Below are 18,950 nucleotides of genomic sequence, written 5' to 3' on the forward strand. Positions count from 1 at the left end.
TACATTGTGCCTTGCCATCATCATTTTACTGGGCACTAATTGACAGGAGGAAAAGGGAAAAGCGAAGGGAACTGAAACAGCGCTTATAAGAGGTCAAGTCTATTAAAAAACGAATCATGAAAAAGATACCAGACGCCATTGTACTTGGCCTCATGTTAACATGGGAATTGTGTCTGAGAGTTCCCTTGTTTTTGCTTGTTTATGTCTGACACATTAGCTTTGTTTTAGAAAGTGTAGAGTTATAAAAATGGAGAGGATGACGACAATGTCTGACAAAACTATAGAGCCAAAACCATCCGTTTTAGGGATGATAGGAAGCCCGACTGAACAATTTGAACGTATAAAGAAAAGGCCCGCTATTTGGATTGCCATGATTCTTGTCATGGTTGTATCTGCCATTAGTACCTGGCTTATTGCCATGGGAGTAGAAACTCCAGAGATTGAAGGCATACCGGCGGATGAAGCCGCAGCGTTCAATGCATTTGGCCAAGCGATGGCACTTATTGGGGGACTCATTGGGCCACTGTTTAGCGTGTTAATTGCAAGTGCCATTTACATGCTTATCGCGAAAATTGCCCAGTCTCAGGTTTCGTTTAAACAACTGTTTTCGATGCATACCTATATTGCTGTTATCGGGGCACTAGGCTCCCTTTTGAATGGTATTATCATTGCAGTAGTTGGCGGTGCCCCGGGGATTATGTATACAAGTCTAGGTTCACTGATCGGTACGGAAGGTTCTGCTATGCTGAGTGGAATCGAGGTATTTTCCATTTGGCAAGTGATTCTCACTGCCATCGGACTTCAAGTCGTTGCCCGCTTTTCTAAAGTATTAGCATGGGCCATACCGCTCGCGTTCTTTGTTCTTGGTCTTCTATTTTCCATAATTAGTGCAGGTCTTGCTGGAATGGGAATGTAAATAGCATGAAAAAAATATGGATCGCAGCAGGGGTCATTGTATTAATTGGCGGATTGGTTAGTTTTAATATCTGGAAAAACCTTACCGAAGGAAGCATTACCGCTAAAGTGACGACACTATCGGAAGAAACTATTACAGAAAATGTGATGACGCCAGGTAGGTTAACATTGGCGGAGCAGCAGACGATTTATTATACACCTGAGAAAGGCGAAGTAGCTGAAATTTTCGTAGAAGAAGGGGAAAATGTCAAAAGAGGCACACCACTCATTCGTTATAAGAACGAACAGCTCGCACTGGAAAAAAAACAAAATGAACTGCAGCTTCAGTCGGGTACCTTACAGTTACATGATATTCGTGAACAACATAAAGAGCTGGATGAGCAATTGCAAGAAGATGAAGATAATGAACAGCTTCAAGCTGAACATGACCAAGTGAAACTTCAACAGCAACAGGCAAACATTGAAATCAAGCAAGCTCAACTTCAACAAGAGTCAACGGAACAGCAAATCGCCGAATTAGAGGCGAAAAGTGACATAGAAGGAATTGTGTTGGAAGTGAATGAAGAGGCGGCAGCGGGGTCAAACCAAATGGAACAACAACCGCTTGTTCGCATTGGCTCTCTTGATAAGCTTGTTGTGGAAGGGGTTATTTCGGAATATGACACGCTGAAAATCGAAGAAGGCCAGTCTGTTACGCTCCGTTCTGACGCGGTACCAGACAAAACGTGGGAAGGAAAAGTTAGTCTTGTTTCCTATTTGCCACAAGAAGCAGACAACGTTGCAGGAGCTGGCAATACACCGGGAGTCCAATATCCGATTGAAGTTACAATCGACGATAAAAACATGAACGTAAAACCAGGTTTTCAAATGATTTTGGAAATCCAAACGGATCAACATAAGGCGAAAACTCTCCCTCTAACGGCTGTGAAGCAGGACGGTGACGTTCATTACGTCTATGTTGTAAAGGATGGTCTAGCAAAGCGGCGAGAGGTGAAAGTTGGATCGGTTTCGGGGGAGACGATTGAAATGAAGGACGGACTGTCAGCTGACGAGCAAGTTATCATCAATCCAGCTGACGACATGACAGATGGGATGGAAGTGACTGTCACATGATTCGTCTTCAATCCATTGTCAAAAGCTATCCGATTGCAAAAGAACAAGTTAACGTCTTGAAAGGAATTGACTTAACGATACGTCAAGGTGAGTTTACTGCAATCATGGGTCCTTCTGGCTCCGGGAAATCAACGCTGATGAATATTATTGGTTGTCTGGATCGACCGACGAGTGGCAAATATTTGCTTCATGGTGAGCGTGTGTCACAACTCGATGAAAACGAGCTGGCACGCGTACGAAACCGTTCGATTGGATTTGTATTCCAGCAATTTCAACTGTTGCCACGCCTAAATGCGTTGAAGAATGTCGAGCTTCCGTTGATTTATGCGGGAAAACCTAAAAAAGAACGAGAAGAACTAGCAATAGATGCTTTAGATAAAGTTGGACTGTCTGATCGTATGAACCATTTACCAAATGAATTGTCTGGCGGACAAAAACAGCGTGTGGCGATTGCAAGAGCAATTGTTAATCAGCCTGACCTTATTTTAGCTGACGAGCCGACAGGCGCACTTGATACGAAAACGAGCATTCAAATAATGGAGTTATTTACCATGTTAAATCAGGAAGGTACGACAATTGCCGTTGTTACGCATGAAAATGAAGTGGCAGAGCATGCCGGAAGAATAGTGCTTGTACGAGACGGTATCCTTGTACAGGATGATCGTACTGCCGTGAACAAGGGGGAAGACGCAGAGTGAGTGTGATAGAAAATATTAAAATGGCGCTTTCCTCCCTTCGCGCTCATAAAATGCGCTCCATCTTAACCATGCTTGGTATCATTATTGGTGTTGGTTCTGTGATTGCCGTTGTCGCTGTTGGGCAAGGCGGGGAAGCGATGCTGAAATCGCAAATTGTCGGTGAGGGAAATACTATTGAATTATTTTACATGCCTTCAGACGAGGAATTACAGACAAGCCCGGATGTCATGTCACCTTTCACACAAGAGGATCTTCGTGCCGTTGAATCTATTCCCGAAGTGACGCAAGTCGTCGCCACGAGTTCGGAATTTGGGAGTGTCCGTTATAGAGAAAACACACTGGACTCCTCCATCACAGGCATTAACCAAGCCTATTTAGATGTTAATGAGCTTGAGGTGGCAAGCGGGAGAAATCTTTTATCTGCCGATTTTCTCGGTGGACGTCGTACCGCGATCGTGAGTGCCTCTTTTCAAGAAGAGCTTTTTGATGGAAAGAATCCGCTCGGCCAAGTTGTCTATGTTCACTCACAGCCAGTGGAAATCGTGGGTGTGTTAAAAAAACCTACAGGCATGCTTGCGTTTGGTACGAATGACATGTATCTCCCCTGGAATACATGGCGCACTGTATTTGCTACAAATGATATCAGCCAGGTGACGTTACAAGCAGATAATGCAGAAGATTTGCAGAAGGCGGGAAAGAAAGCAGCCGGGATGTTGAATCAAATGCATCATACAGAAGAAGCCTATCAAGTGATGAATATGGAAGAAATCGCAGCAGGAATCGGTCAAGTAACAAGGGTGATGACAATTATTATTGGAAGCATCGCAGGGGTATCGCTATTGGTTGGCGGTATTGGCGTGATGAACATTATGCTTGTCTCCGTCACAGAGCGTACACGTGAAATTGGCGTTCGTATGTCCCTTGGAGCTACTCGGGGGCAAATTCTTTTCCAGTTTCTGGTTGAGTCGGTGACACTTACTCTGATCGGAGGTGCAGTTGGCATTATGCTTGGAGGAAGTGCAGCGGCAATCGTTTCCTACTTTGCCGGTTGGCCTGCCCTTGTCTCATGGCCCGTTATTGTCGGTGGGTTATTATTCTCGATGGTTATCGGTGTTGTTTTTGGTATCTTACCAGCCAACAAGGCATCACGTCTCAACCCGATTGAATCACTGAGATATGAATAAGGAAACAATACACAACCGCCGCACGTAGCTGCGGTTGTTATTTTACATGTAGTCAGTAACATTTACATACAGAAAGAGGGGCACTATGACACAAACGATAGAAGAACCACAACAGCGGATTTCACCGGATGCGGTGAAAGTGTGGCGTATGAGCTCTCTAATAGAAGACTTCATTGCCTATGTCGTATTAGGGGCACTGCTGTTTTTACACCATTCCTATAACTGGGTAGAATGGGTAGGGCTTATTCTCTATATTCTTATTATACTTGGAGTTATTCATTCCATATATGAGATATTCATCCGTCCTATCTATCAACAGCGGACGTGGCGTTATGACATTGATGAACGGCACATTCAGTTAAAGCATGGAGCAATAAAGAAAACACATCTCATCGTTCCTATGACAAAGGTTCAATATGTAAATACAAATCAGGGACCGCTTTTACGGCGATACGGTCTTGCGACCATTAAGGTTGGAACGATGGCGTCTTCGCATGATATACCAGCTATTCCCGTAAAAGAAGCAGAGGAACTGCGGACGCGCATTGCCTTCCTAGCAGAAATTACTGAAACTGATGAATAGAAAAGGAGTTCTATCCGACAATGAACGATGAAACAACACGTGATCTAGTAGCTCGGCGAATGCATCCGCTGTGGATCATCTTTTCAATTGGTAAGTCCATAAAAGAAATGATTTTTTTCGTCATTTTTTTCATCATTAATATAAGTTCTGATTCTATGATCATGAACGTTGGAAAAATCGCGGTCATTCTGTATTTGATTTATAAGGTAGTCTCGATACTGTTTGGTTGGTGGCAGTTTAAATATGTATTTACAGATAAAGAGCTTCAAATTAATGAAGGGCGTTTCGTCAAGGAAAAGCGTTTTATTCCGTTGGAGCGTATTCAAAGCGTGGGGCGGAATACGTCGTTTTTTCATCGTTTGTTCGGGCTTACGTCTCTTACATTGAATACAGGAACGGTGGGGGATGAGTCTTCCATCAAGCTGGAGGTGATCTCCCGAAAAGAAGCGGAACGGATACAAAGGCATTTGAGACATGATAATGCTGTTCTGAGTGATGAGAGCCTGCAGGAGGCGGAGTCAAAAAAAGAGGAAGACCAACGGCAACATCCCACTCGAACGGATCATTACGAAATGACGTTAAAAGAAATTGTCGTTGCTTCTTTTACATCGTTTAGTCTTTTTGTCCTGATTCCATTACTGATAACTCTTTACTCAAAAATAGAGGATCTTTTTTCAGTAGACGGGTATATGGATGCCGCCATTCATATCTTCGAAAAGTCATGGGTCGTGACAGCGCTCGTTGTTGTCGCCGTTTTGATGCTGTCGGTGATTTTCGGGATAGGAAAGACCTACATTCAGTACGGTAATTTTCAAGTCACTTCAGATGAACATCGAATCTATATTCAAAAAGGGTTTTTCAATCACACTGAATTTTCGATTCCAAAGAAGAAGGTACAAGCAATAAAATGGAATCAAAGCTTCTTGCGAAGATGGCTCGGTATAGTGGAGGTGAAGCTTGTTAGTGCTGGTGGTGCGGGAGAAGAAAAAATAGAAGTAGCAAGCACTCTTTTTCCATTTATATCTAAAAAACGTGCCCTTTCTTTGGTGCCGGAAATATTGCCGTCCTTTGAAATAGAGACTGAATTGAAGAAACTTCCTAGAGCCGCTTTTTTTGTGAAACTGGCACGTCCCAGTTATGTTTGGATTATTGTCACAGCAGTCGTGTTTTACTTTTGGCCCGAACGCTGGTATATGTCAATTGCTTTGTTTGTGCTCATTGTCATCTCGCGCATACTGGATGGTCTCCACAGCAGCTATAGGATCAGCAGCCCTTATATCCAACTGCAAAGTGGATCCTTTTCCACAGAATTATTTTTAACAACACGAATGAAAATCGAAGAGCTGGAAATCACGGAATCATGGCTGCAGCGTAAGTTCGGGCTTGCCTCCCTGCAAATTTCCACAAGGGCCAAACCGGTCCGTGTGTCGACCCTTTCTGATATTCCACAGGATGAGGCTGTCCGTTGTTACCATTGGTATGCAAATAGGGGAGTGTATCATGTGAGAAAAGGAGAGGGATCACTCCCTAATAGTAATCTCAATCATCATTCCTAGGAGGAGAGAGAATGGATTTTGTATGGTTAGCGGCTGGTATTGCCGCTGCGGGGTATTTCATTGGCGAGGGGTTAAAGAATTTTAAAAATCCGGAAGCGAAGAATCTTATCGAATCATTCGATGAAGAGGACCAGCATGAACTGATTAAAGAGAAAGATGTACACTATTTCATGGGCATATCGAAAGAGGATGCCAAGAGACTCATACAGGAATATCCAAGCATCCCCCATATTAGAGTGAACGAAAATATATATTACCCTAAAGCCAAACTGCGTGAATGGCTGATGAAATTAGGGGAAGACAGCTGAAATATATTCTGATGAACACATATAAAAAAACGGGTATATCTTTGTGAAGGAGAGCCGAAGAGGATTACGTGGTTGCTTCACTGGCTGCGTTCGAGAAAGACATAACTAATCATTGCGACTAACAGTATTTTATGATTTTCAGGAAGGTCGTCTTTGAGGTCGACAATATCGTTCCCCACGTCCCGGAACACTTTCGTATATTCATGGGGAAAGTATCCATTGTAAAAATGTGCCCATTGTCGTCCTTCTTTGTCTTTCAGTGTGAAATCGCCGGAAAATCCCTTAATCTCTACGGGGAGAATAATCTCGCCACTAGCGTCTCTCAGCTCTCCTTGCACCTTCACCAGACTTTTAAAATCCTTTTGTACATACTCTCCAAGTCTCTCCCCTTGTGTATCTTTTACGGTAACCGTGGACTGCTTAATTCCTCTTCTCTTCAACGTAAGCATTACGCTGTCGTCATTGGAAAATACGCCGTAAGAAATAGGGAGCATCATAATAAGAGAATCTCGCAGTACTAGACTGACTGGGTAAAGGAGATATGGGATCTTCAATGGCTTGACAGTACCGATAAAACGCCCCTGTTTTTCGAATAATAGTAAACGGGGGAAGAAGCCGACATCCTTCTTTAGGACAAGGTGATCCAATTCCATCACAGAAGTGCTTCCTCTGGGGATATGAATATCTTTGACGTCTATGTATTTTTTCCGGCTGGAGAAAGCAATGGTTCCCATGAACAAACCAACCATCCCAATCGAAAAAATAGTAAGCCAGTCGTCAGAAGAATCAGGCCAATCGATAAGTATGACGCCAACAGCAATGAGAAAAATAACTATTGAAATAATGAACGCTGCTTTCATTCTACGTTGATACATGGAAGCAATCATCAAACCAACTCCATAAATGATACAATAATCAATGTCTTCATTATTTCAGTTTGACGGAGATAAGAAAAGTTTTCAACACATGATTTACGTGATAGGGGTGTAATTTTGGATAAAAGAATAGAAGAATTGGTTGACTATACAAAAGCAACGTTTGGCTTAGATGACTACAATCTACTTACACATCAACTTCGCAGATCTGTAAATATCTTTAATGAAACGGAGTACATATTAGGCATGGAGTGGCTTCCACCTCATGCTCAAGAAAGAGAAGAAGATGGTAGCAATCCAGAGGGGACAGCATCCATTGACATAGACATACATACCCGTCAGTTTAAGAGTGTTATTTTTGTCGGCGGCAAGTCCTATGCAAATGGAGTCCAGCTTCAACAACATGTCAGTAAGCATGACATCATAAAGGGATTGGAGAGAAGAACAGGGCTGACATATGGGGAGCAGTTCCAGCTTGTCAAGGAAGAAAAAGGTGAATACCGATTTCAAGAATGCATCGATGGAGTGAAAGTTTCTCCTTCTGGATTCCTTGAAATCAAGTTTGATAAGGATGGAAATCTCACTTTGTTTTCGATCGATGGTCATTTTCCACCGCAAGATAAAGTTAAAAAAGAATCTTTCTCATTAACGCAGGAAGAGGTAGAGCCGTTAGCAAAGCAGCAGTTAAAACTCATTGAATTTCCTTCCCATGAGCAAGAGCGGCTTATCCCTGTGTATGGCATGGAAGAAATTTTTGTGACCAATGATGCGCAATCTACCATCCCTTTTGAATTTATTGCAGAAAGAAGGTCATATTTACAAATCGACAAAACATTGGAATGGCAAACACCTATTGACCAACCGTTTGAAAGCACAAATATTGATTTACAAGAGAAAGTAGATGTGGAGCAAGTTTTTCAACGAGAGCCGCACCCTGATACATTTCCAATTACAAAAACAGAACAAGAACAATGCATCACTGCGGTCGAAAACTTTCTGCGCCAAGAGTTACCAAACGATACGGGGAAATGGGTTCTCAAGACATTGCATCGCAATCAGGGATATATTCTCGCTACAATAAAACACACTAAACCAGACAACCGTGTGTTTCAGCGAAAACTTCAAGTGTTTCTTGATGCAGAAAGCTTGCATGTTCTAAATTACATGGACAACAAATTTTTATTGGACATGTATCAAGGTTTTAAGGAACCTGAGAAAATAACCCTCAGTAAAGAGGGGGCATACGATAAAATCAAGTCATACCTTGAAATAACCCCAGTGTATGTGTATGACTTTGAACGACATCAATATCTATTATGCGGAAAGCTGGATTGTCCGTACGGTGTCCATGCGGTAAGTGGTGAAGTAGTCTTGTTAGATGAATTGTAGGTGGGAGGCGAGGGGAATGAGAAGAAAGCAGAAGGAAAGGAAATGGGACGGGATTCTTGATCTCATTCTGTTCGTTCCTGAAATGATTCTCATGCCAATTAAACTTATTTTTAGAGGGTTAGCTCATCTGATAAGATCGCTGATTCAATGGTTTTAACCTATATTTTCAATAAGGTATCTCCGAAAAAGGAGGCTTTCTGATACACGTCCAGCTGGGCGTGTTTTTTGTTTCAAAAAATGATTGATGTTTATATATAAAGTGTTATACTGTGTATATTGATATACACACATTATCACTGTTAGGGGTTGCTTACGATGAGAGAGATTGTTCGATTAGCGCTGTTTGAGTGGAGGCAAGTGGATGTACGCGTGGTTTTTAACGGGCTTACAGCTTGTATATTATGTGCTCTTGTATTTTATTTACTGACGAGTGCTGAGGCAGGGATCAATATTGTTAAAGGATTTCTTGATTTTGGTTTTTTATTGACGACCACGATCTGGATAGGAATGGTACATGAGAAAGGCTTTATGCTAATGGAATTACCACCATCGACGTGGTCGAGTCCTTTCTATTCCTACGCAAGGCGCCTGCCTATCTCCGAAAAGCAATTATTTCGCAGCAGGGTTCTGGTGAAGGGTGTTCAGGCACCGGTGATTGTCGTCATTGGGATATGTCTCATGGAAATTTTTCAACCTATACTACCTTTTTCGTTTTCCGATGCATCCTTCTACAGCTTTCTTGCTCTCTGGGCTTCTATTGCTTTTATATCCACATCAACAGCACTGGATGAGATTGGCGTGCGTTATCAAAAACGTATTCACTTATACGGTCAGGCTTATTTATATATTCTCCTCTTGGTGCTGTTCTATTTGGTGGTCTGGGTTTGGTTCATACCGTTTGATGATACGTTTATGATGTTTTCTGTTTATTTGGCGGAGAAATTTCCCTTCCTTAGTTTCGGTATTGCTATTTTGATCGGCATTGTCACTTTCATTACCGTTCTTTTCTTGGGTGATAAACGAATCAATCGGAAGGGGAAGATGGCATGACACTGCCGATTGAAATAAGCCAAGACCGTCAAGAACCCATATACCATCAAATTGAAGAACAATTAAAAGCCCTCATTGTATCCGGGTATTTGCCGGCGGATACGGCGCTCCCGTCGATACGAACACTTGCTAGTGAATTGGGTTGCAGCGTTATTACGACACGGCGGGCGTATCAAAACTTGGAGCTGCAAGACTATATTAAGACATACCGTGGGAAGGGAACCTATGTGCAAAAGGTAGATCAAGAGAAGCGGTCTCAATTAAAAGAAAAAGCGGTGCTGGATGCCCTGCGACAAGCAGTTAAAATTGCTCGCCAGCATGAATATGCCGATACGGAGATCGAACGATTATTTAAAGCCATTTTGAAAGAGAGGAAATGAATGATATGTATACGCTCACGTGCAAAAATATTGTTAGAAAGGTCGACAATGATTTCACCCTCGGCCCGGTAAATGTCAAATTCCCAGCTGGCACGATTACAGCAGTGGTCGGTAATAACGGTGCAGGGAAGACGACACTTTTTCAAGCGTTAAGCGGAGATTATCCTGGAGAAGGAGAAGCAAAAATTCTCGGGCATAATAATCATGATATGGAAGGGAAAGCTTCTTTTAGTTATGTACCGCAGTCTTTTCCGGAAATGCTGCCCTTTCGTTTACAGCAGTTACGGAATTTTCATGCCGCTCATGATGCAACATGGCAAGAAGATCGTTTTCAAACGTACATCCAGCAGTTCAACCTTCCAATGAAAAAAAGAATGCAACATCTCTCCATTGGAATGCAGCGGAAAGCGGTTATTGCCTTACAACTTAGTCGTGATACGTCACTGCTTCTGCTCGATGAACCATTCGCAGGGTTGGATATAGAAGGACAGACACAGCTACAGAAAATACTTCTATCCAAAATGGAGGAAGATCCTGACTGTTGTATTGTTTTTGCCACCCATGTCGCCGACGAAGTGCAGCGTCTCGCTGATTTCATTGTGCTTATGAAACAGGGAAAAGCTTCCGCTCCAATGGAAAAAGATATGCTTGGAGAGCGATGGAAACGAGTCTGGGTAGAAAAACCAATAGAAGGCATGGAGAATGCTCCGGGAGTGAGAGATGTGCAAAGAGAGCCTGCGTTGCAATTGGTTACGAGTCATGCTCCGGAAACAGAGAAATGGCTAGAAAACAAGGGAGTAAATGTGGTGAAACGAACCACTTTACCCCTGCACGAATCTCTTCCGCTCATGCTCAATGACGAGGGACATACGGAAGACATAGGAAAGGAGAATATACGAGGATGACATTAATGATTGACCATGTAAAAAAACAATTCGGTAAACATAAAGCTGTGGACGGCGTCAGTCTCACGGTAGAGAAAGGTAGTATGTTTGGGATGCTCGGGGCTAATGGAGCGGGAAAAACGACGACATTTCGTATGATCTTGGGCCTCTTGGACCCAACAGAAGGTTCTGTGACCTGGGAAGGGAGTCCGCTTTCATACAAACGAACAAACTTAATTGGCTATCTTCCGGAGGAGAGAGGATTATACCCGAAGCTCACAGTGGAAGAACAATTGCTCTATTTGATGAGACTGAAAGGGATGAAAAAAAAGGAAATCATCAAGTCCATGCGTGAATGGTTAGCGAGATTTTCCGTAGAAGAGTATGAGAATAAAAAAATAGAAGAATTATCAAAAGGGAATCAGCAAAAAATTCAATTTATTGCTAGTGTACTTCATCAGCCTGAACTTTTAATTCTGGATGAACCATTCAGCGGTCTCGATCCAGTAAATACAGACATGCTGAAAGATGCGGTTCAGGACCTTCAGGCAGCCGGCACTACCATTGTTTTTTCCAGTCACCAGATGAGGAATGTAGAAGAACTGTGCGAAGATCTTATTATGTTAAAACGCGGAAGGGCAGTACTTCAGGGGAACTTAAGAGACATTAAACGATCCTATGGGACGAAAAATGTTGTCATTCATTCGGATCATGATTTGCAATTTTTGGAGTCGATTCAGGGGGTCACTAATTTGGAACAAACAGCGGATGGTGTGACGGTACAAATAAAAAAGGAAAAAGTGGCGGAGGATCTTTTTTACGCGATTGCCGAAGAAGGTTTCGTTCGCAAATTTGAAGTGGAAGAGCCATCTTTACACGATATATTTGTCGATCATGCAGGAGGAGACACCAATGAATAATTTCTGGATCACAGTCATGCATACAGCCAGCAAACGAATGCAATCAAAAGCTTTTATATGGTCCACCGTTATTACGATGCTGATTATTATCGGGATTATAAATGCAAACAACATTATGTCTGCTTTTTCCAATAATGAGCAGTCTGGGGAAAGCCCTTCGACCGTTGCAGTTGTGGATAATACAACCAATGATGATACGATAGCTGAAATGCTCGCGTCCTATGAAGAAGGAACATTTGATTATCAGAACTACACGGAAGGTAATCAAGCGGAAGCTTTGGAAGCAGTAAAAGATGGAGAATTTGATTTTGTATTAACACTGAAAGGTGAGACAACTAATCTGGAAGTTGAATTTTTCGGAAGTAGTACTGATTATACGGTTGGGCAAGAGGTAAAGCAGGATGTTCAACGTATAAAAGAGTCCGTAGTCACAAATCAACTTGATTTAAATGAAGAAGAAATCGCCAAAATTTATCTTCCTATTTCTTTCAGTGAGCAACCTCTTACAGAGAACGGAGAAGTACAAACCGAGGAAACACACATGCAAGCATATTGGATGGTGTATGGGCTTGTTTTTGTTATTTACCTTATTGTTATCTCACTTGGATCGATGATTGCCACCGAAGTTGCAACAGAGAAATCTTCACGAGTGATGGAGCTTATCGTGTCTAGTGTAAACCCCATCGTACAAATGTTTGGGAAGCTGGTGGGAATTGGAATTGTTGGCCTTATTAATCTAGCTGCTCTTGTAGTCGCTGGAATTATCGGATTTATGATCAGCGATGACAATATACTTCAGTCCATTCTAGGTGAAGCCATCGATGTGTCCTTGTTGTTATACGCGTTCGTCTTTATTATGCTTGGATATTTTGTCTACGGTGGTATGGCTGCGATGCTGGGGGCTCTGGTAAGCCGGGCAGAAGAAGTTAACCAGGCTATTCAGCCATTGATTTTTCTTGCTATGATCGCCTTTTTTATTTCTATCTTTGGATTAAACACACCAGACAGCACTTTGGTTCAAGTCCTGTCTTATATACCCTTTTTCACTCCGCAGCTTTTATTCCTTCGTATTGGAATGGGAAACGTGCCGACGTGGGAAATTATTTTGGTAATTGGGATATTAATAGTTAGTGCCATACTCATCAATATCCTTGCCGCACGTATATACAAAGGTGGAGTACTCATGTACGGTAAATTTTCATTCAAGAATGGAATAAAACAAGCATTTACGATGTCGAAAAAAGAAAACTAATTTATAAGTCATACAGGTATATGAGAAAACAAGAGTGGGAGGGTAAATCCCACTTTTGACTTTGTGGTGAGAATAACGACGCTATTGGGTCGGTTTGTTGTCGTGAAAAAGTGTTACCCAGAAAAGAGCAACTATATAGAATAGTGGCAGGCGTTATTAGAAAGGTCTAACACCAGACAATCACTTTATATGGCGTTGTTAAGGCGGGAATACTTTTGGTGGCCGGTCCATAGACGGCGATGAGGTGGTGGTTTGCAGGGTTTTGGGAAAAGATTTGGTTATTAGTCAGAAAAATGGAGGTATCAGGATTTAAATTTAACTGCAATTGCCCGTCACTGCTTAGCAAATGAGAATCAAAATAATCCACTTTCACTTGCTGCTGTGGATGTTCTTTCACCATGAGAAGCGCTTGATATTGCGGAGGATAAATCATGATAGTAGGCGCATTGCCGTCATAATACCCTGTAACACGATCACCGATTGCAAGCGTCACATGATCCAGGAAATAGGTAGTAGGAGACACGATGAAATGGACGATAGCACCCATTCCGTTCTCTATGGTGAACATCTTATAGCATCCAGTGTCGTTCTCGTTCTGACCTAAGTCGCTGATCATCGTAACAATTCCTGAAAAAAAACGGAAATCTATCATATCATCACCTGCTTTCTGTGGTTGCTCTTAGTGAACTTTATGTAATTTAAGCCTGGTTGGTGACAGTATTCAAGATTACCGTAGTCATAAATAATTCACTATGGATGTGAAGGGGATGTTTAGGGGAAGACAGTTGGATGGTATAAGTACAGCGAGAGTGGAGATCCTCTGTAATGCTTGAATGAATTTAATAATTCGAATTTAGTGGCTAAAACACGAACAATTTGATTTCACTGGATGCGGACAATTTTTTCTACAGTAACAGTTGCCATAAAAGTATTGGATAAACTTTCCCTGGTCAGATGAAAAGCCCATAAATTCGAAAAAAAGTATGGCCCTACCACCAAAATGGATGCGTTACACATTAACACACCTGGACCACCCTTCACTTTCCAAAGTTTGTGCAGGGAAAAATACAATATTTCTGCAAGCTGGCAGGCTGTAGAAAATAAGGTGACAGGTAAAAATGTCTTATATGCTTTTTTGGGGAGCAATAAAGCGGAAACAATGGTACCTAACACAATTAAAACCCGTATGGTATTTTTTATCATACCGATCTAACCTTTCGCATCTATCTTTATTTATAGCTTAATTAAAAGTGCACTTCCTATACTTAGGGAATGGATGCATCGATTATATGGGGGTTGGCTTCGTTTGGCGTTGCATCATTTTTGAGGAATAGTACGAGCCCCAGCTAACCTGGCTGGGGCCGTGTTCGCGTATTCAATCGTTCGGAGTATGATTGTTCGAGACTCTTTAAAAGAATTACCCGGCTTTTGGATCAGCAAACTGGCTGTTATATAAATCAGCATAGAAACCTTTTTTCTCCAGTAATTCCTCATGGGTTCCCTGTTCTATGACATCCCCTTGATCCATAACGAGTATGTTATCAGCATCTTTAATAGTGGAGAGGCGATGGGCGATAACGAAACTGGTTCGCCCTTCCATCATTTTGTTCATCGCTTCCTGAATGAAGACTTCGGTTCGTGTATCAACACTGGAAGTCGCTTCATCCAGAATCATAATGGGTGGATCAGCTAATAGAGCTCTTGCAATGGTGATCAGCTGCCGCTGTCCCTGTGAAATATTAGATGCCTCTTCATTCAGGATCGTTTCATACCCATCCGGTAATGTCCGGATAAAGTGATCAGCTCTTGCAGCTTTCGCGGCGGCCACTATTTCCTTATCCGTGGCATTATTTTTACCGTATGCAATGTTTTCTTTAATAGTGCCATGAAACAACCAAGTATCCTGCAGGACCATTCCGAGGTTTTCCCGTAATTCCTCGCGGGACATGGCCGTAATATCCACACCATCAATGGTGATGTTGCCGCCATTCAACTCGTAGAACCGTAACAACAGATTGATCAAGGTTGTTTTGCCTGCTCCGGTTGGACCAACGATGGCGATGGTTTCCCCGGGTTTTGCATGAATGGTCAGGTCTTTCATCAGAAGTTTCTCCCCATAGCCGAAATCAACCTGTTCAAAGGAAACGGAACCCTCTGTTATTGTAAGTTTGGCGGAACTTTCTTCCTGCACTTCTTCTTTTTCATCAAGAAAGATAAAGACCCGCTCGGCAGCTGCTATGGTAGCCTGAATGATATTAGCGATGTTGGCTGTCTGGGTGATAGGCTGGTTAAATTGTTTGGAATAAGTCAGGAATGCTTGAATGTCACCAATGGAAATCGTTCGCTGCGTGACGAGAATTCCGCCTACGATACTGATCAGCACATAACTTACGTTTTCGATAAACTTCATAACGGGCATAATAAGACCGGATATAAACTGCGCCCGGCGTCCTGCTTCATACAATTCTTCATTCACTTGATTAAACGTTTCTAATGCTTGTTTCTCCTGCCCAAAGGCTTTCACGACTTCATGTCCTGTGTACATTTCTTCAATGTGGCCATTTAGATTACCAAGGGTATGTTGCTGGCGAGCGAAATATCGCTGCGACTTTTTTAGAAACGGCCGAATGACAAACACAGATAACGGGAGGCTGACAAGGGCAATCAAGGTGAGCAATGGACTGATGGTTACCATCATGATAATAATACCAACAATCGTCACGGCTGACCTGATAAACTGCGTAATACTTTGCTGCAAGGTGTTGCCAATCGTATCGATATCGTTCGTGACACGGCTCAGAATATCCCCGTGCGAATGGTTATCGTAATATGTCAAGGGTAGTTTTTTGAGTTTATTAAAAATATCCATGCGCATATCAAAGACGGTTTTCTGAGCGACGCTCGCCATTAAATACTGTTGGATAAACGTAAAGATACTGCTAAAAACATACAAACCGCCAAGCAACAAAAGCAGTTCTGCTGCTTTGTTAAAGTTAATAGCCGCTCCGGGTGTTCCCTGCAGTTTGGCATAGGCTCCTTCAAATATAACGGTAATCGTGTCACCCATTACTTTTGGTGCGAGGATGGCAAACGCCGTGCCCAAAATTGCCGCAAAAAAGACGGTGATGAGTCGTTTTCGGCGTGGGACGAGATAACCGAGGAGGCGGCGGAAGGTTCCCTTAAAATCTTCGGGCTTTTGCTGTTGAACCTGCAACCCCCCATGGCCGCGTGGTGCTTGTTGTTTATCCTGGTGCTTACTCATGCTGTCTCCTCCTCTCCAAGCTGAGATTTTACAATTTCCTGGTAAACTTCATTATCTTTCAGTAATTGTTCATGGGTGCTCACTCCAGCCACGTGTCCTTCATCCAGGACAATAATCCGGTCAGCGTCCATCACAGTGCTTACGCGCTGGGCAACAATAACAATGGATGCTTGGGTTACTTCCTCTTTTAGTGCCTGGCGGAGGGAAGCATCTGTTTTATAATCCAGTGCAGAAAAGCTGTCGTCAAACAGATAGACGTCTGGCTTCCTGACAAGTGCCCGGGCAATGGCAAGACGCTGTTTCTGACCACCAGAGAGGTTCGAGCCTCCTTGGTCAATAAGAGACTCGTACCCATGCTCGGTGTTTTGGATGAAATCATCGGCCTGGGCAATCCGTGCCGCATGCTGAATGTCCTCCATGGTTGCATCTTCTTTTCCGTAGCGAATGTTATCGGCAATGGTTCCGGAAAAAAGAAATGCTTTTTGTGGAACAAGACCGAGGTGCGCCCGGACCTCTTCTTGGGGAACATTGCGGATGTCCACTCCATTGACCCGTATCGCTCCTTTGGAAACATCAAAAAAGCGTGGAATAAGGTTGACAAGAGTTGTTTTTCCGGACCCGGTACCACCAATGATGGCAGTGACTTCACCTGGCCTTGAATAAAAATGGACATCGGTTAAAGCCGGCTCTTCTGCTTCTGGATAATGGAAGGTAACATGGTCAAACTCCAATGTCCCTTTTTCCTTTTCTGCTTTTTCCAACCCGTTATCGATAATCGTAGGCTCCAGTTCCAGCACTTCTTTAATCCGGTTGGCGGAAACCGCTGCCCGAGGAATAACGACAAACAACATGGATGCCATCGCAAGCGCAAACATGATCTGCATCACATACTGGATAAACGCCATTAAATCACCAATCTGCATGTTGCCATGATCAATCCGGATACCACCAAACCAGATCACAGCCACAATGGTAAGATTCATTACCAACATCATCGTTGGCATCATAAAGGCCATAATTTTATTCACTTTAATGGACACATCTGTCAAATTTGTGTTGGCCGTTTTTAATCTTTTTGCTTCCTCTTTTTCGCGGGTGAAGGCACGAATGACACGGATTCCGGTTAAATTCTCCCGCATAGTCAGGTTAAGTTTATCGAGTCGCTCCTGTACGGCTTTAAAGAGCGGCATCCCTTTCTTTAAAATAAACAGGATAGAACCTAGAAGAAAAGGCATAGTAGCAACAATGATGAGGGAGAGTTTGGCGTCTTTGGAGACAGCCATCATGATTCCGCCTGCAAGCATAATGGGTGCTGTGATCACCATGCGCAATATCATCATCATGACTTGCTGGATCTGTGTAATGTCATTGGTTGTTCTCGTGATAAGGGAAGCTGTACCAATCTCGTCAAATTCCTTCAGCGAAAACTGTTGGACATGTTGAAAGACACTTCGGCGTATATCTCTGCCGTGCCCCATAGCCACTTTGGAGGAATAATAGCTTGCCAGTATGGACACACCAACTCCTGCTGCTGCAACAAGAAGCATAAGGCTGCCAACTTTCCAAATATAGGCAACGTCCCCTTTTACCACTCCATTGTCTACGATGTCACCCATCAAAGTAGGTAAATAAAGATCCGCCATCGCTTGGGCAAACACCAATATAAAAATAAGTACGACCAGCCATTTATAAACAGATAATTTTTTCAGGATGTGTAGCATTACTCTTCACTCCCTTGATCAACATACGCAGCGATCTGAGCATGCATAGCAAGTAATTCACGAAAGGTATCATCGGAAAAAGAGGCAGCCGCCTGCTGAAATCGATAGGGGACACTATCTTTCTGTGTTTTCATTCGGTCTAATCGTTCTTTTCCAGCGTTACTAAGGGATAGGTCCATTTCCCGCCGATTGTCCTTGGCGTAAGTCCGATGAAGCAAGCCCTTCTGAACAAGTCCATCAATGGCATGACTTAGCGTACTTTTAGGAAAACTTGTTCTTTCCTGTAGCTTTTTCTGGGCGATTTGATGGTAATGGGTCATCGTAATCAGAATGATAAACTGCGGAACGGACAGATTATTTTGTGCGGCTGTGTGTTTAATATGCTTCATTATTAACTTTTCAATCTGCCAGAACGATTGCATAAGTTCTAATGAGCGACGATCTGTTTTATTGTTCTCATTCATTTCTTCACCAATTTTCTTTTAATCAATTTTATAATTCAAATACAGCTGTAAATACGAATGATTTGAAAATAGTGTAGTGCTTTTGATTTTCACTGCAGGCGGACGCTTTCACCTACAGGCACAAGAGCGACATCAGTTCGAGACTGCGCTTACGCTTGCTCTCACTGTGTCTTCTTTGCCGCGGGCAACGCCTTAGCCTCGGGCCTACAGGATGTAGGTCATGCAACCGTTGCGACAGGACGTCGCGGCAGTTAGGTTGCCTTCCTTTCAGCCAGGTCTGTGGGGGTCTTCGGACTGTTGCTTTCGACGAACACGACGTTCTAGTGTCGGCGTTGGTCACAGGACGTGACCGCTTTTAGCCGACGCACGCTGGAGTCGCCGCCTTCCGTTGCAATC

20 protein-coding genes are annotated in these 18,950 nt (G+C 42.9%); 14 read left to right on the plus strand and 6 right to left on the minus strand.

Annotation, left to right across the window (positions count from 1 at the left end; translation table 11 throughout):
- Positions 1 to 256 precede the first annotated feature (256 nt).
- The 7 genes from yknW to LOR49_RS12425 all read left to right on the plus strand — a co-directional run bounded on the left by yknW (position 257) and on the right by LOR49_RS12425 (position 6,357).
- Positions 257 to 916, plus strand: a complete 660-nt coding sequence (gene yknW / locus LOR49_RS12395) for a YknW family membrane protein (RefSeq protein ID WP_476693203.1) — start codon at positions 257 to 259, stop codon at positions 914 to 916.
- Between the two features lie 5 nt (positions 917 to 921).
- Positions 922 to 2,028, plus strand: a complete 1,107-nt coding sequence (locus tag LOR49_RS12400; protein ID WP_240377053.1) for an efflux RND transporter periplasmic adaptor subunit — start codon at positions 922 to 924, stop codon at positions 2,026 to 2,028.
- Positions 2,025 to 2,726: an ABC transporter ATP-binding protein gene (locus LOR49_RS12405; protein WP_240377054.1), complete on the plus strand. Its 702-nt coding sequence runs from the start codon at positions 2,025 to 2,027 to the stop codon at positions 2,724 to 2,726. Before LOR49_RS12400 ends, LOR49_RS12405 begins: the two co-directional genes overlap by 4 nt.
- Complete coding sequence (locus LOR49_RS12410) at positions 2,723 to 3,910, plus strand: ABC transporter permease (RefSeq protein ID WP_240377055.1); 1,188 nt, start codon at positions 2,723 to 2,725, stop codon at positions 3,908 to 3,910. The genes LOR49_RS12405 and LOR49_RS12410 overlap by 4 nt, the downstream gene beginning before the upstream one ends.
- Positions 3,911 to 3,995: 85 nt before the next feature.
- On the plus strand, positions 3,996 to 4,493 hold the full coding sequence (locus LOR49_RS12415) for a PH domain-containing protein (protein WP_240377056.1): 498 nt from the start codon (positions 3,996 to 3,998) through the stop codon (positions 4,491 to 4,493).
- Positions 4,494 to 4,513: 20 nt separating this feature from the next.
- A complete protein-coding gene (locus LOR49_RS12420; RefSeq protein ID WP_240377057.1) occupies positions 4,514 to 6,049 on the plus strand; it encodes a PH domain-containing protein in 1,536 nt (511 codons plus the stop codon).
- A gap of 11 nt (positions 6,050 to 6,060) precedes the next feature.
- Entirely contained in the window at positions 6,061 to 6,357 is a 297-nt protein-coding gene (locus LOR49_RS12425) for a DNA-binding protein (protein ID WP_240377058.1), read from the plus strand.
- Positions 6,358 to 6,434: 77 nt separating this feature from the next.
- On the opposite strand, the gene LOR49_RS12430 is transcribed toward LOR49_RS12425, so the two are convergent.
- A complete protein-coding gene (locus LOR49_RS12430; RefSeq protein WP_240377059.1) occupies positions 6,435 to 7,244 on the minus strand; it encodes a hypothetical protein in 810 nt (269 codons plus the stop codon).
- Between the two features lie 105 nt (positions 7,245 to 7,349).
- Between LOR49_RS12430 and LOR49_RS12435 the strand changes: the two genes are divergently transcribed.
- The 7 genes from LOR49_RS12435 to LOR49_RS12465 all read left to right on the plus strand — a co-directional run bounded on the left by LOR49_RS12435 (position 7,350) and on the right by LOR49_RS12465 (position 13,107).
- Positions 7,350 to 8,621 (plus strand): hypothetical protein, encoded by a 1,272-nt coding sequence (locus tag LOR49_RS12435; protein WP_240377060.1) that lies wholly within the window; start codon positions 7,350 to 7,352, stop codon positions 8,619 to 8,621.
- 16 nt (positions 8,622 to 8,637) lie between these two features.
- A complete protein-coding gene (locus LOR49_RS12440; protein ID WP_240377061.1) occupies positions 8,638 to 8,778 on the plus strand; it encodes a hypothetical protein in 141 nt (46 codons plus the stop codon).
- Positions 8,779 to 8,936: 158 nt separating this feature from the next.
- Positions 8,937 to 9,671 carry a hypothetical protein gene (locus tag LOR49_RS12445; protein ID WP_240377062.1) on the plus strand — a complete coding sequence of 245 codons (735 nt, stop codon included), beginning with the start codon at positions 8,937 to 8,939 and terminating at the stop codon, positions 9,669 to 9,671.
- Positions 9,668 to 10,051 (plus strand): GntR family transcriptional regulator, encoded by a 384-nt coding sequence (locus LOR49_RS12450; protein ID WP_240377063.1) that lies wholly within the window; start codon positions 9,668 to 9,670, stop codon positions 10,049 to 10,051. Before LOR49_RS12445 ends, LOR49_RS12450 begins: the two co-directional genes overlap by 4 nt.
- Positions 10,048 to 10,956 (plus strand): ATP-binding cassette domain-containing protein, encoded by a 909-nt coding sequence (locus LOR49_RS12455; protein WP_240377064.1) that lies wholly within the window; start codon positions 10,048 to 10,050, stop codon positions 10,954 to 10,956. The genes LOR49_RS12450 and LOR49_RS12455 overlap by 4 nt, the downstream gene beginning before the upstream one ends.
- A complete protein-coding gene (locus LOR49_RS12460; protein ID WP_240377065.1) occupies positions 10,953 to 11,855 on the plus strand; it encodes an ABC transporter ATP-binding protein in 903 nt (300 codons plus the stop codon). Before LOR49_RS12455 ends, LOR49_RS12460 begins: the two co-directional genes overlap by 4 nt.
- Positions 11,848 to 13,107, plus strand: a complete 1,260-nt coding sequence (locus LOR49_RS12465; protein WP_240377066.1) for an ABC transporter permease — start codon at positions 11,848 to 11,850, stop codon at positions 13,105 to 13,107. The genes LOR49_RS12460 and LOR49_RS12465 overlap by 8 nt, the downstream gene beginning before the upstream one ends.
- Positions 13,108 to 13,273: 166 nt before the next feature.
- On the opposite strand, the gene LOR49_RS12470 is transcribed toward LOR49_RS12465, so the two are convergent.
- From LOR49_RS12470 to LOR49_RS12490, 5 genes are all read right to left on the minus strand, one after another.
- Positions 13,274 to 13,759, minus strand: a complete 486-nt coding sequence (locus tag LOR49_RS12470) for a hypothetical protein (RefSeq protein WP_240377067.1) — start codon at positions 13,757 to 13,759, stop codon at positions 13,274 to 13,276.
- A 230-nt stretch (positions 13,760 to 13,989) separates the two neighbouring features.
- Entirely contained in the window at positions 13,990 to 14,310 is a 321-nt protein-coding gene (locus tag LOR49_RS12475; protein WP_240377068.1) for a hypothetical protein, read from the minus strand.
- 214 nt (positions 14,311 to 14,524) lie between these two features.
- Positions 14,525 to 16,369 (minus strand): ABC transporter ATP-binding protein, encoded by a 1,845-nt coding sequence (locus tag LOR49_RS12480; RefSeq protein WP_240377069.1) that lies wholly within the window; start codon positions 16,367 to 16,369, stop codon positions 14,525 to 14,527.
- Entirely contained in the window at positions 16,366 to 18,090 is a 1,725-nt protein-coding gene (locus tag LOR49_RS12485; protein WP_240377070.1) for an ABC transporter ATP-binding protein, read from the minus strand. The genes LOR49_RS12480 and LOR49_RS12485 overlap by 4 nt, the downstream gene beginning before the upstream one ends.
- Positions 18,090 to 18,554 (minus strand): MarR family winged helix-turn-helix transcriptional regulator, encoded by a 465-nt coding sequence (locus LOR49_RS12490; RefSeq protein WP_240377071.1) that lies wholly within the window; start codon positions 18,552 to 18,554, stop codon positions 18,090 to 18,092. Before LOR49_RS12490 ends, LOR49_RS12485 begins: the two co-directional genes overlap by 1 nt.
- Positions 18,555 to 18,950: the final 396 nt, after the last annotated feature.

This window comes from Bacillus piscicola, assembly GCF_022458745.1.
In the GTDB taxonomy this organism is placed as follows: Bacteria; Bacillota; Bacilli; order Bacillales; family Marinococcaceae; genus Alteribacillus_A; species Alteribacillus_A piscicola.

Bases quoted from the DNA above. Each gene is read 5' to 3' on its own strand.
- LOR49_RS12460 (WP_240377065.1), top strand. From the start codon at position 10,953: ATGACATTAATGATTGACCATGTAAAAAAACAATTCGGTAAACATAAA.
- LOR49_RS12445 (WP_240377062.1), top strand. From the start codon at position 8,937: ATGAGAGAGATTGTTCGATTAGCGCTGTTTGAGTGGAGGCAAGTGGAT.
- LOR49_RS12490 (WP_240377071.1), bottom strand. From the start codon at position 18,554: ATGAATGAGAACAATAAAACAGATCGTCGCTCATTAGAACTTATGCAA.
- LOR49_RS12470 (WP_240377067.1), bottom strand. From the start codon at position 13,759: ATGATAGATTTCCGTTTTTTTTCAGGAATTGTTACGATGATCAGCGAC.
- LOR49_RS12430 (WP_240377059.1), bottom strand. From the start codon at position 7,244: ATGATTGCTTCCATGTATCAACGTAGAATGAAAGCAGCGTTCATTATT.
- LOR49_RS12405 (WP_240377054.1), top strand. From the start codon at position 2,025: ATGATTCGTCTTCAATCCATTGTCAAAAGCTATCCGATTGCAAAAGAA.
- LOR49_RS12455 (WP_240377064.1), top strand. From the start codon at position 10,048: ATGAATGATATGTATACGCTCACGTGCAAAAATATTGTTAGAAAGGTC.
- yknW (WP_476693203.1), top strand. From the start codon at position 257: ATGACGACAATGTCTGACAAAACTATAGAGCCAAAACCATCCGTTTTA.
- LOR49_RS12415 (WP_240377056.1), top strand. From the start codon at position 3,996: ATGACACAAACGATAGAAGAACCACAACAGCGGATTTCACCGGATGCG.
- LOR49_RS12425 (WP_240377058.1), top strand. From the start codon at position 6,061: ATGGATTTTGTATGGTTAGCGGCTGGTATTGCCGCTGCGGGGTATTTC.
- LOR49_RS12475 (WP_240377068.1), bottom strand. From the start codon at position 14,310: ATGATAAAAAATACCATACGGGTTTTAATTGTGTTAGGTACCATTGTT.
- LOR49_RS12480 (WP_240377069.1), bottom strand. From the start codon at position 16,369: ATGAGTAAGCACCAGGATAAACAACAAGCACCACGCGGCCATGGGGGG.
- LOR49_RS12440 (WP_240377061.1), top strand. From the start codon at position 8,638: ATGAGAAGAAAGCAGAAGGAAAGGAAATGGGACGGGATTCTTGATCTC.
- LOR49_RS12450 (WP_240377063.1), top strand. From the start codon at position 9,668: ATGACACTGCCGATTGAAATAAGCCAAGACCGTCAAGAACCCATATAC.
- LOR49_RS12465 (WP_240377066.1), top strand. From the start codon at position 11,848: ATGAATAATTTCTGGATCACAGTCATGCATACAGCCAGCAAACGAATG.
- LOR49_RS12420 (WP_240377057.1), top strand. From the start codon at position 4,514: ATGAACGATGAAACAACACGTGATCTAGTAGCTCGGCGAATGCATCCG.
- LOR49_RS12485 (WP_240377070.1), bottom strand. From the start codon at position 18,090: ATGCTACACATCCTGAAAAAATTATCTGTTTATAAATGGCTGGTCGTA.
- LOR49_RS12400 (WP_240377053.1), top strand. From the start codon at position 922: ATGAAAAAAATATGGATCGCAGCAGGGGTCATTGTATTAATTGGCGGA.